The following is a 12922-nucleotide window of genomic DNA, read 5'->3' on the forward strand; positions in this document are numbered from 1 at the left end:
TTATACTTCCTCCATTTTTTTGATTTCATATCGGTATGTTTCCATATTTACATTTGCAAGCAGCTTGTCACAAATCGTTTCAATCACTGTATCGATTGGTTCTTCTGCATCAGCAAGTTGTATCTCAAAGTATTTTCCTATTCGGATATCTTCGATTGTTTCATATCCCATACGATGGACTGCTTTTTTTACTGCCTCCCCTTGAGGATCTAACACTGAATCTTTATAGGTTACATATACTTTTACGAAATACATCATACTCGCTCCTTTTCTTCAGTTAGTTCCGATAGACGGTTATATACTTCTTGATAGACTGGGATCAAATCACCTAGATCTCTGCGGTAAACGTCTTTGTCCATATGTTCATTCGTACGTTCATCCCATAATCGGCAAGTATCCGGTGTTACTTCATCCGCAAGCAAAATTTGTCCATTCGACCGGCCAAACTCTAGCTTGAAATCTACTAAAACCAAACCGACCTTAGCAAATAATTCGGTCAAAATTTCATTAATAGCCAACGCTTGGGCTTTCAGCTCACTGATTTCTTCCGGTTTTGCAAGTTGTAAGAAATAGATATGCTCTTCATTGATAAATGGATCATCCAACTGGTCATCCTTATAGTAGAATTCAATGATTGGTTTGATGAATTCTTTACCTTCGGGAACACCTAGACGTTTTGAGAAACTTCCTGCTGCAATATTTCGGATAACCACTTCCAGAGGGATAATTTGTACTTTTTTTGCTAATTGTTCGGTTTTAGACAATTGTTCAATAAAATGATTTTTTATTCCTCTTTGAGTCAGATAACGGAAAATTGCACTTGTGATTTGATTATTCAATTCTCCTTTTCCACTTATCTGGTCTTTCCTCGCGCCATTCAACGCAGTTGCTTGATCTAAATATTCTATCAAAATCAAGTTCTCATCAGAAGTAAGATATATTTTTTTGGCTTTCCCTTCATACAGAAGTTCTTTCTTCTCCATGTACGTCTCTCCTTTTTGTTTACATTAAAAGCAAATACATCGTTTTTTGTTCGTGTTTTCACTTTAAATTTTAGCAATCATCTTTTTATAAATCAACAAAAATATGTACATTCAAGGCATTAGATTCTTTTAATGTTCGTGTTTTATCAAAAACGAAAATCTTATACCATCAACAAGCGTTTACATTTATACTTAATGATGGTATATTAGAATTAACTAAAAATTTGGATAATGGGTTCAAGGAGGCACTTGCCGATGGAAGATGCAATAAAACAAGGTCAGCTTTTTTTATCAGAATTAACAGCTGAAGAACGTTCCTGTCTATATAATGATTTGCTGTCGATCAAAGACGTTTATTTATGCAATAAAGATACTAGTTTTTATACATTCCGAAAAATCCGCCGAGCAACCAAGCGCTGTGCTGAATGCCGTAAAAGGACTTTTCTTTATCAGACAGAACACAAAGGCGAACTTTCAATCAGTCAGATTCACGAACAGAAGCGTTTCAAAAATCATTATCGTATCCAGATCTTATTCAATGGACAAGAGATGGAATACGCTTTTCTCGAAAACTTGCTGCAACATCTCCATAACGAGCATTTTAGTTATAATAGTCACGCCATTTATGCTTGACTCCTACATTTTGTATAGATAAAGGTACGATAAAGCAGTAGTATGTCGCTTTTAAAGTCAGGTTCCTATCATTGATAAGAAAACATAATAAACTAAAAGAAGCAGAACCGCTAACGGCTCTGCTTCTTTTTTGGTTATTTTTGCTATTCTATTTTAATTGAATTTTGCAACTCACTCTTCTTTATTCCAAACCTACTCGTTTGAATATCACGTCAACGTTTTTCAAATGATGATGATAATCAAAGGCATCGTCTATTTCTTCTTTAGATAATACCGATGTGATGGTTGGATCTTCTTCTAACAGCGGGCGGAACTGCACTTGGTTGTCCCAAGCGTACGCAGTTTTTGGCTGAACAAGATCATAAGCTTCTTCTCTTGTCATTCCCTTATCGATCAATTTCAGCATAACGCGCTGGCTATAAATCAAGCCAAATGTTGCAGACATATTCTGCTTCATGTTTTCAGGAAAGACCGTTAGATTTTTAACGATATTGCCAAAACGATTTAACATGTAATTCAATAAAATCGTGGTATCAGGCAAGATGATTCGTTCTGCTGAAGAATGAGAAATATCTCTTTCATGCCATAATGTGACATTTTCATAGGCAGTGACCATGTGTCCGCGCACCACTCTGGCTAGACCAGCCATATTTTCTGAACCGATCGGATTCCTTTTGTGCGGCATAGCAGAAGAACCTTTTTGACCTTTCGCAAAAAATTCTTCTACTTCACGTGTTTCGGATTTTTGCAATCCGCGTATCTCTGTTGCAAAACGTTCAATACTTGTAGCAATAAGCGCCATCGCTGAGAAATATTCAGCATGTAGATCCCGAGGGAGAACTTGAGTAGAGATTTCTTGTGGACGGATCCCCAATTGTTTACATACATACTCTTCAATAAATGGCGGGATATTTGCGAACGTCCCCACTGCTCCAGAGATTTTTCCTGCTTCTACTCCTTTTGCCGCATGTTCAAATCGTTCGATGTTCCGTTTCATTTCTGAATACCATGTGGCAAGTTTCAATCCAAAAGTAGTTGGTTCAGCATGGACACCGTGTGTCCGACCCATCATCACTGTATATTTGTGTTCTTTTGCTTTTTCGCCAATGATTTCCGTAAAACGTTTCAAGTCTTCCCGTAAAATATCATTTGCTTGCTTGATGAGATAGCCATAAGCAGTATCTACGACATCCGTACTTGTTAGACCATAATGGACCCATTTTCTTTCTTCTCCCAATGTTTCAGAAACTGCTCGTGTAAAAGCAACAACATCATGGCGTGTTGATTTTTCGATTTCCAAGATCCGATCGATATCAAATGATGCATGCTCACGGATTTTTTTCACATCTTCTTGCGGGATTTCACCAAGTTCTGCCCAAGCTTCATCTGCTAAAATCTCGACTTCGAGCCACGCACGGTATTTGTTCTCTTCCGTCCAGATATTCCCCATTTCAGGGCGTGTATAACGTTCTAACATGTTTTTTCTCCTCTAATCCCAAATATTCGTTTGTTTGATTTCTTCCAGCGTTTGCTGGATGTCTTCTGTCAAGATAGCGATATGTCCCATCTTGCGACCTTTTTTCGCTTGTTTTTTTCCATAGAAATGGAATTGCCAGTCTGGCTTATTCTCAATCAAGCGATAGCTTTCCAGCAGTTGTTCTCCCAAAACATTGACCATCACTGCATTGCTTGTCAGACGCACTTTTTCTCCTAATGGCCATCCGCAAATACCTCGAATATGGGCATCGAACTGACTCATAGAACAAGCTTCGATAGAATAATGTCCAGAATTGTGAGGACGAGGAGCTAATTCATTCACATACAGCCCGCCTGTTTTTGTTAAAAACATTTCTACTCCTAAAACACCTGAAAGGCTCACTGCTTCTGCAATCACACGGGCAATACGCTCAGCCTCTTCAATCACATCCTGATCAATCGCGGCTGGAGCAATCGTTTCATGAAGAATATTGTTGTGGTGGATGTTTTCCACGACCGGAAAAGTCGTGAAATCTCCTTGACCATTTCCTGCCACCATGATCGAAATCTCTTTTTCAAACGGGATCCATGCTTCTAAAACACAGGTTCCTTCTCTTAAAAGGTCCATGGCAGGAGCTAGATCCGCCCGACTTTTCAAAACATACTGCCCCTTGCCATCATAGCCGCCTCGAGTGGTTTTCAAAACACAAGGATAGCCGATCCCGTCAATCGCATCTTGGATATCCGTCGGACTGACGATCGTTGCATAAGGAGCAATCACGATGTTGTTCGTTTCCAAAAAAGATTTTTCTAACAGGCGGTCTTGCGTAATCGCAAGCAAGTCTGTCCCTTGAGGAATAAATGACATGGGTAAAATCGCATTTAACGCCTCTACACTGACATTTTCGAATTCATAGGTAATGACATCTGTTCTTCTGGCAAGCTCTTTCAGCGCAAAGGTGTCATCATAGACACTTTCAATGTGCCAATCTGCAACTTGTGCGGCTGGACAATCGCTCACAGGATCCAGCACACCTACTTTAAAGCCCATTTCTTTTGCACTAATCGCCATCATACGACCTAATTGACCGCCACCGACGATCCCGATCGTTGAACCAGGCAACAAAGGTTTAACCAAGTTGATCACTACTTTCTATAACAGTTTTAGCCAACATTGAACGTCTTTCAGCCAATTTAGCCTCCAATTCTAAATCATACATGGAAAGCATCTGTATCGCAAGTAGTCCAGCATTAATTGCTCCCGCTTTTCCGATTGCTGTAGTAGCTACAGGTACTCCTCCAGGCATTTGGACAATCGAAAGAAGCGAATCCAAACCATTTAATGTTCGTGATTGGACCGGTACACCGATAACCGGCAAAGTTGTTTTTGATGCGACCATACCCGGCAGATGCGCGGCTCCCCCTGCTCCTGCAATAATGATTTTGATTCCTTTTTTTCGAGCGTTTTGTGCATATTCAAACATCAAATCTGGGGTTCGATGAGCAGAAACGACCTTTTTTTCATAAGACACACCGAATTCATCCAATATTTGACATGCTTCTTTCATTGTTTCCCAATCTGAAGTACTCCCCATAATCACAGAGATTTTTGCTGTCATTGTTTTTCCTCCCAGTTTTTCTACATTCATATTCTAACAATCACATTTTTTGATGTCAAAGAAATTTCGAATGTTAACAAAGAAAAACATCTTATTGTTCGTGTTTATTAAAGATGAAAAAAAGGAATGTGACAAAAGTTAGGTCACATTCCTTTTTATGGATAAACGGTGTTCTCCTGCCAACTCCTCGGTCACAAGGAACAATATTCAACAAACATGAGAAGCTGTTTTTTGAAATTGTTCCTTGTGACTCGGAGATGAACGGCAGGCTCACGACCTCTTCCTTCAACGGTGTTCAATCAGCTGACCCTCGGTATTAGCTCAAACAAACGGCAAAATACGAGGAACTATTTTTCCGTTTGTTTCTCTAAAAATCAGGTCAAAACGCTGATTTCACAACCTTTCTTTTGCTCTATTACTTCTTGAAGGCTTCTTCCAATATTTCTTCATCTTTTTTCAATCCATTAAAGATCAAATTCAATATGATAGCCGTAATGCTACTCATTACGATGCCATTTCCAGTGAACATTTGCAATGTTTGCGGCATTTGACTGAATAATGTCGGCGTAACATTGAAACCCAGCCCAAATCCAACAGAAACAGCAACAATCAATAGATTTTTATCATTGCTGAAATCAACTTCCAACAGCATACGGATTCCTTGGACTGCCACCATCCCGAACATGACTAACATTCCTCCACCAAGTACCGGCTCAGGGATGATTTGTGCTAACGCACCGATTTTAGGGAATAATCCTAAAACAATCAAGAAGAATGCAGAGAAATAGATGGGTTTTCTTGTTTTGATTCCCGAAAGTTGAACCAATCCGACATTTTGAGAAAAGCCAGTATAAGGGAATGTATTGAAAATACCGCCTAAGATAACGGCAAGTCCTTCTGCACGATATCCCTTTTTCAATTCTTCTTCTCCAACATTTTTCCCAGTAATGTCACCAAGTGCAAAATATACACCTGTTGATTCTACCATGCTGACCATGGAAATGATGATCATTAGTAAAATCGACCATACGTCGAAAGTTGGTTTACCAAAATAAAAGGGTTGTGGAACATGGAACAACGGCGCATCTCCAATCGCGCTCAGATCAATCATTCCCATGAAAGCAGCTAAGATGCTTCCTCCGACTAAACCAATCAGTACCGCGATTGAACGAATGAACCCTTTTGCCAGCATTTGCACGCCTACAATTAGGAGAATCGTCACAAATGCAAGTAGCAGATTTGTTTTGTCACCAAAATCAGCTGCTGTTGCATTACCTCCACCCATTTTCTCGATTGCTACAGGAATCAAAGTCAAACCAATAACGGTGATAACCGTTCCTGTTACTATAGGAGGGAATAGTTTTTTAATTTTAGAAAAGACACCAGAAACTAACACAACAAAGATCCCAGAAGCGATAATAGATCCGTAGATAGCTCCTACTCCTTCATTGGTTCCGATCAAGATCAGTGGAGCTACTGCTTGTATCGCACATCCTAAAACGACAGGCAAGCCAATTCCGAAAAATCGGTTAACTGTCAATTGCAATAATGTCGCTAATCCACACATAAAGATATCAATTGAAATCAAATAAGTCATCTGTTCTTGATTAAAGCCTAGTCCTGTACCGATCAAAAGAGGCACCGCTACTGCTCCTGCATACATCGCTAGCAGATGCTGCAGCCCTAAAACCGCAGCTTTTCCATTTTGTGTTTCTTTTTCCACGATTATGCGTCCTCCTCAAGAAACTCAACTTGTCCATTCGTCAAGGAAGCAATACGCGCAAGAGAAACGACTCTCAATCCCATTTCTTCAAGTAACTGACGTCCATCTTGGAAAGACTTTTCGATGACGATCCCGATTCCTTCTACTTGAGCTCCAGCTTGCTGGCATAATTCGATCAATCCTTTTGCCGCTTGTCCGTTTGCCAAGAAATCGTCGATAATCAATACTTTGTCTTCTGAAGATAAAAATTTACGAGAAATAGAAATCGTACTTGTCACTTGTTTCGTAAAAGAATAAACAGAAGCTGTCAATAATTCTTCATCCATCGTCAAACTTTTTGCTTTTCTAGCGAAGATCATTGGAACATCTAATTCTTTTGCAGCAAATAAAGCTGGTGCGATCCCAGAAGCTTCAATGGTCACAACTTTCGTGATTCCTTGTTCTTTAAATACTTCTGCAAACCGTTTTCCCATTTGTTCCATCAATACAGGGTCTACTTGGTGAGTGACGAAGCTGTCGACTTTTAATACGCCCTCGCCTAATATACGTCCGTCTTTTTGAATACGTTCAACTAATTCTTTCACTTTATTTGCTCCTTTATCATTTATTAATACCAAAATAACCGCTTTTGTGCAAAAACCTACTATGTTTCTGTTAAAGAAAAACACCCTCCACTTTATCATAAGAAAAGAAGGGTGAAATAGCCAATCTTTTACTTATAGTCCAGCATTTACGGTACTGGCTAGAAACTGTCATCCATATTATGACGATATATAAGTAGGTATGTAAAACTAATAATAGTGTAAATTCATTTTCTTGCAACTGTTTTGCACGTGAAGGCAGTTTGCCATATTTGAATAAAAAATGTTGTTTCAAATATTGAAAACAGTCTAACACTACTTTCTGAAACTGACAACGTGGTTTACTTATTTTTTTGTAAAATCTAATGATTTTTAATGCATTATTCCTTTTTGTTCGGGTTTAAATAGTTATTTTTATTTTCTCCTATCTAAAAAAGCAGCCCACATAAAAAGAAGGCATGACAAAAAGCATGTCATAGCCCCTTTTTCCGAATAAATAGTGTTCAAAAGACAGCCTATCGGCAATAAGGCAAGATTTTATAAACTACGGGAAGTAATTTCCGTAAATCTATTCTTATTCTTTTAAGCTGACAAGCTCGTCAATCACTACTGCTTTTCCTGAAGCAATAGAATGATTTGCTGCGATTCCTGTCAAAATCGACAAAATACCATCTACGTGAGTTGCTGCCCGATTCCACGGATCTTCTTCTTTTTCTTCACCAAATAGATCATCTAATAAACGCGGATCTCCTCCGCCATGTCCGCCCGCTTCTTGTTCGACGATTACCTCATATGGCTCACCGAACATCGGATAGACATGGATGGACTGAAGAACGGCTGCTCCTTCATCCTTTTTATCTCCACCTGCATTGATGTAAGACTTTTCGATCACTTTCATTTCGATCCGTCCTTTGCTGCCATTGAAAGAAACATTGAATCCTTCCCACGGCATATACGCGTTTAGCGAATACGTCAAAATCGCACCAGTTTCATATTTGACCGTTACGCCTAGTGTATCTTCAATAGAGATATCATCGGAAAATACACTGCGGTCACGAATATATCCACTGTCTTTTTCTGCTTCTAAATACATTTCTCGCAATTCCTCATTGGCTGACAGGTCTATAGCAAATGGATCAGCTTTAGCTAGTTCGCTTCCATAGCATCGACTGTAAAATGTTTCTACTCCGCGTTTCTCCGCATTATGCATCCCATAAAAGTTTAATCCACCGAATGCAAATACCTTTTGGGGACGGCTGTTCAACCAAAAATTCACTAGATCAAAATGATGGGTAGATTTATGAACAAGAAGCCCGCCGCTATTGTGCTTATTTCGATGCCATCTTCTGAAATAATCTGCCCCGTGTTGCGTATTTAACAGCCATTCGAAGTGGATAGAAAACACATCACCAATCACATCACTTTCTATCAGCTCCTTTATCTTCGTGTGATACGGTGCATAACGATAATTAAAAGTGACTCGCAGGCTTCTTCCCGTCTGTTTTTGGACCGTTATTATTTCTTGAGCTTTTTCCTCATCGATAGTCAGAGGTTTTTCGCAAATAACATCATATCCTTTTTTCATTGCACGAATGATATAATCATGATGCGTTCGATCTACTGACGTAATAATGACTTCAGCCGGCCGTACGTCATCCAGTAGTTGCTCAAATTGTGATGGCATACATGTCTTTACTTTTTTCTGTCCATACTTGTTCACAAGTATCCGATTTGCATAATCCATCCTTGTTTGAGATACATCACAAAAACCGACTAGTTCACAAGTTTGATGATACGTAGAGGCAATTGCCTCATAAAAAAAACGCGCTCTCCCACCAAGTCCGACTTGTACATATTTTTTCTTCATTTAAAGTCATTCTCCTTTTCTTTTAAGCAAAATACTGTGACAAATGGCAGCCCTGGATACAGTAATGCAGTGAGTAAAAAATCATGCTGTATACACCAGAACAGTCCATACAAAAGGCATAAATACCACAGAAACCCTTTGACGTTTTTTGACAACAGCCAGATATTCCTTTTGATCAAATAAACAAGACTATCTGCTTTCTCTTCTTTGCAGATATCAATTAGCGTACTAAAAAAACTATGGGATACAAAAAGCAACAGACACAATAGAAAAGGAATCAGATACCAAGCTCCAATCTTTCCCACTAATAAATACCAATCAACTGCAAAAATAATGACAAACAGCTGAAACAACGTAATGATGAAACACATCCGTTTGATTTTTTCTTTCCTCCAACATACCTTTTTTTCTGCCAAGTAATGGACAGATAGATAATAAGAAGGATACATCATCAAAAAATAAATCAGATAGACAACACGAGCAGACAGCACTAATCCTAAAGTGAACAAACATCCTAGAACTAAAGCGAAAAGAGCATTACTGATAAGACTGGTTAAAAAAATCCGACAGAAATAGTAGTTGAGCTTGTAAAGAAACATCTCTTCTATTGGCTTTTTCATATTCAGCCCTTCAGACCGCTTGTACTGATCCCCTGGACAAGATATTTATTGAAGAATAAGAAAATCAGAAAAACCGGTAGCAGCGACAACGTAGACATCGCAAACATACTCGCGTAAGTCGTACTAGATCCAGCGTCTGCAAATAATTTGATGGCAATCGATACCGTGTAAGATCTCGGCTTGTTTAAATAAATCAATGGTCCCATGAAGTCGTCCCATTTCCAATAAAACTGGATGATGATCGTCGTGATGATCGAAGGTTTCAGCAAAGGAAAAATAATTTTGGTAAAGACACTATACTTGCTGCATCCGTCAATAATCGCTGATTCATCTAACTCTTTGGGGATGCTGACCATGAATTGCATGATCTGGTAAATGAAAAATGCTTGTCCAAAAAAATGTGGTAAAATCAGCGGCACATACGTCCCAACCAAATTCAGCCTATTGTAAATAATAAACTGCGGAATCAAAATCACTTGTGCAGGAATCATCATCGTTACTAACATGACGACGAACCAGAATCTTTTTCCTTTGAAATCGATTCTCGATAATGCGTAAGCAATACAAGTCGAGCTCAGAACTGTCCCTATCGTCGAAACTGCAGAGATGACAAACGAATTCCTAAAGAAAGTAAAAAATGAAATTCCAGCAAACCCCGCCCATCCTTTTGCGTAATTTTCCCATTGAAAAGTCTCTGGAATCAAATTCAGCGAACCACTCAGAATCTCTTGATCCGTTTTAAAAGAACCTGCGATCATCCATAAGACCGGATAAATCATGACTAGACCTAATAGCAAAATAAAACCGTATTGAAACCATTTCGTTACTGTTTTATTCATTTCTTCCTCCTCTCATTCACACAACGACCCATTTTTTTGATGATTTGAAAATCAGAAAGGTGACAGCTCCCATAATCAACAGCATGATCCACGAAATAGCACTAGCATACCCCATAGAATTAAAAGAAAAAGCTTGGTTATACACATAAAGAGCATAAAAGTTCGTGGCATCATTCGGACCACCTTGGGTAATGATAAATGCCTGCGTAAAAGTCATAAACGCCGCGATTGTCTGCATAACCAAGTTATACAAAATGATCGGCGAAAGAAGAGGTAACGTAATCTTGTAAAACGTCTGCCATTTGTTCGCTCCATCGATCTCTGCCGCTTCATAATACGAGCCTGGGATCTCTTTGATACCTGCAGCAAAGATGATCATTGCCGAACCGAATTGCCAAGCAGACATCAAAACAAGAGGGATCATGACCAGTTTTTGATCGCTAAACCAGGAAAGCGCAGGTGCGCCTAATCGTTCCAGAAAAATATTCACTAACCCGTTTTTAGAAAACAACTCCCGCCAAACTAGAGCGATAGAAATACTGCCACCGATCAAACTAGGCACATAATACAAAGAACGAAAGAAAGTCGTTCCTTTGATATTCCTCGTTAAAAGATAAGCAATCAATAGACCAAAGATCAGTTTCACAGGTACAGATGCACATACATAGAGAAAAGTGACTCGGATGGAGTTCAAAAAACGGGCATCACTCAGCATCTTTATATAATTATCCAAGCCGATCCATGAGACTGGATTTTCCAAACGATAATCGGTGAACGAATAATAAAGTGACAAGATCATCGGTATCACCGTTATCAATAGAAATCCTAGGATGAATGGAGAAGCAAATACGTAACCGACCACATTGTCTTGATCCAAGAACCGTTTTAGTTTTTCTTTTTTCATGCCTTCCTCCTGCTGCTATCCTAGAATGTTTGACGCAAACTCATAAAGACTCTCTGCTGCTTCTTCTGCTGTTACTTCTTCATAAATGACTTTTTCAACTAAAAGATTGTATTGGTCTTGAATTTCCGGATTCAAAGCACTATCAAAGACATTCACTTCGCCGTTGTCCATATCGGAAATCATTTCTAAATAGTCAAATGTCGCTTGCAAAGTTGCATCATCTGCACGAGCGAGCTGTTCTCGAATATTCGACATGATTGGCACACCACGTTCTCCTTTTAAAATTTCATTGGCTTCTTCACTGTTTTGAAAGAAATCAATAAACTTAGCAGCTTCTTCTTTATGGGCTGAGCTTTTTGCCATACTCAGCATTTGCGAAGAACGTAAAGGGATACCAGATTCTCCATCTGCTTTTCTGCGAGGTGGATTAATCAACTGAATCTCCATATCTTCAGGCGCTCCTGACAATATTTCTGTCAACTGGTTACTTGATAGAAACACCATTGCCGCTTCTCTATCCCTAACCGCCTGAAAAGACAGATCCGTCGTACTTGCAGCTCCACCACCTGGTTCCGGATGGGCACCTTTGTCTACCAGATTTTTACGCAACTGGAAAAAATCTGTTAGATAGTCTGGATTTTCAAATCCCAAGCTGTTAGATAGATCTTCCCGATTATAAAAATTCAATCCTTTCTCAACTTGTGGTATTTGAATAATACAGCCAGCTATAAAATCTTCGAATCTTGAAATAGCATAGATTCCTAATTCTTCAGTGATTTGATAGCTGATTTGTTCAAATTCATCCCATGTCCAATTTGAAGCAGGTTCAGGGATATTTAATTGTTCAAATATATTTTTATTGTAAGCAATCGCAAACGAATTCACCCCGTTAGACAGTCCAACTAATTGCCCGTCGTAAGTCGTCGTTGCTAAATAGGATTCATCTGCATTAGAAATATCAATTATCCCTTGCTCCACATATTCATCTAATGGTTCAATCTGATTGATGTATTGAGGAAATTGATTGTTCAGTTGGAAAATGTCCCAGATATCATCTGATGCTGCTAGTGTACCTAATTTTGTGTAATATCCTTCATAATCATAAAATTCATAATCGATCGTCACATGGGGATTTTTTTCTTCATAAAGCTCGATTACTTTTACTGTTGCATCGTGTCGGACTTGCGAACCCCACCAAGCCATGTTCAGCGTGATTTTTTTGTCATCTTCTTGCCCACAAGCCGTCAAGAAGAATAACATAACACTTAAAGCTAAGATGATTCTCATTCTTTTCTTCATTCTCTGCACCTCTACTTCCATTGTTATTTTTCAACATACTGTATTTTTATACAGAACATATTTATTAAACGATCTTTTTCAAGGGGAATAAAAACCAAGACTTGCCTTATCGTTCTGCCTAGGATGAACAACTCAATACTTTCAAGGAAAATTAGATAGTGCTGATTCTTCTTTCATCGCTAAAAACACTTCTTGCTTCAATGATGGGAGGATAATTACGCAAAGAAAAAAGGATATCAGACAACTGTCCAATATCCTTGACATAGCTAAATAAGCATGCTTCTTCGTGTACGCTCTTCCCTAAAAAACAGAAAAATAACTAGTAATTCTGTATGAAATTAGGTACAATATACACGTCGATGCACAAGCATTGACTAT

13 protein-coding genes and 1 riboswitch are annotated in these 12922 nt (G+C 38.8%); of the genes, 1 reads left to right on the plus strand and 12 read right to left on the minus strand.

Annotated features, from left to right (window positions below; genetic code table 11):
* Positions 1-255, minus strand: a complete 255-nt coding sequence (gene purS / locus OZ002_RS10010) for a phosphoribosylformylglycinamidine synthase subunit PurS (RefSeq protein WP_002295474.1) — start codon at positions 253-255, stop codon at positions 1-3.
* Complete coding sequence (gene purC, locus OZ002_RS10015) at positions 255-983, minus strand: phosphoribosylaminoimidazolesuccinocarboxamide synthase (RefSeq protein ID WP_156249031.1); 729 nt, start codon at positions 981-983, stop codon at positions 255-257. Before purC ends, purS begins: the two co-directional genes overlap by 1 nt.
* A gap of 255 nt (positions 984-1238) precedes the next feature.
* Between purC and OZ002_RS10020 the strand changes: the two genes are divergently transcribed.
* On the plus strand, positions 1239-1616 hold the full coding sequence (locus OZ002_RS10020) for a hypothetical protein (RefSeq protein WP_010727810.1): 378 nt from the start codon (positions 1239-1241) through the stop codon (positions 1614-1616).
* 181 nt (positions 1617-1797) lie between these two features.
* Here OZ002_RS10020 and purB read toward each other — a convergent pair whose 3' ends face one another.
* The 10 genes from purB to OZ002_RS10070 all read right to left on the minus strand — a co-directional run bounded on the left by purB (position 1798) and on the right by OZ002_RS10070 (position 12544).
* Positions 1798-3093 (minus strand): adenylosuccinate lyase, encoded by a 1296-nt coding sequence (gene purB / locus OZ002_RS10025; protein WP_156249032.1) that lies wholly within the window; start codon positions 3091-3093, stop codon positions 1798-1800.
* A gap of 12 nt (positions 3094-3105) precedes the next feature.
* Positions 3106-4230 (minus strand): 5-(carboxyamino)imidazole ribonucleotide synthase, encoded by a 1125-nt coding sequence (purK, locus tag OZ002_RS10030; protein ID WP_156249033.1) that lies wholly within the window; start codon positions 4228-4230, stop codon positions 3106-3108.
* Entirely contained in the window at positions 4223-4711 is a 489-nt protein-coding gene (gene purE, locus OZ002_RS10035; protein ID WP_002303771.1) for a 5-(carboxyamino)imidazole ribonucleotide mutase, read from the minus strand. The genes purK and purE overlap by 8 nt, the downstream gene beginning before the upstream one ends.
* 415 nt (positions 4712-5126) lie before the next feature.
* On the minus strand, positions 5127-6434 hold the full coding sequence (locus OZ002_RS10040; protein ID WP_002295470.1) for a nucleobase:cation symporter-2 family protein: 1308 nt from the start codon (positions 6432-6434) through the stop codon (positions 5127-5129).
* Between the two features lie 2 nt (positions 6435-6436).
* Positions 6437-7018, minus strand: coding sequence for a xanthine phosphoribosyltransferase (locus tag OZ002_RS10045; protein ID WP_002306871.1), 582 nt, complete (start codon positions 7016-7018; stop codon positions 6437-6439).
* A gap of 115 nt (positions 7019-7133) precedes the next feature.
* A riboswitch (purine riboswitch) is annotated at positions 7134-7231 on the minus strand.
* A gap of 358 nt (positions 7232-7589) precedes the next feature.
* Entirely contained in the window at positions 7590-8882 is a 1293-nt protein-coding gene (locus OZ002_RS10050) for a Gfo/Idh/MocA family protein (RefSeq protein ID WP_002306874.1), read from the minus strand.
* Entirely contained in the window at positions 8879-9502 is a 624-nt protein-coding gene (locus OZ002_RS10055; RefSeq protein ID WP_010727813.1) for a hypothetical protein, read from the minus strand. The genes OZ002_RS10050 and OZ002_RS10055 overlap by 4 nt, the downstream gene beginning before the upstream one ends.
* A gap of 2 nt (positions 9503-9504) precedes the next feature.
* The gene (locus tag OZ002_RS10060) at positions 9505-10341 is read right to left on the minus strand and encodes a carbohydrate ABC transporter permease (protein WP_002306876.1); all 837 of its coding nucleotides are present in this window, start codon (positions 10339-10341) and stop codon (positions 9505-9507) included.
* Positions 10342-10357: 16 nt separating this feature from the next.
* Positions 10358-11245, minus strand: coding sequence for a carbohydrate ABC transporter permease (locus OZ002_RS10065; RefSeq protein WP_325083237.1), 888 nt, complete (start codon positions 11243-11245; stop codon positions 10358-10360).
* Between the two features lie 15 nt (positions 11246-11260).
* The gene (locus OZ002_RS10070; RefSeq protein ID WP_002289643.1) at positions 11261-12544 is read right to left on the minus strand and encodes an ABC transporter substrate-binding protein; all 1284 of its coding nucleotides are present in this window, start codon (positions 12542-12544) and stop codon (positions 11261-11263) included.
* Positions 12545-12922: the final 378 nt, after the last annotated feature.

Source organism: Enterococcus sp. E4-150, assembly GCF_035726465.1.
Lineage (GTDB): Bacteria > Bacillota > Bacilli > Lactobacillales > Enterococcaceae > Enterococcus_B > Enterococcus_B faecium.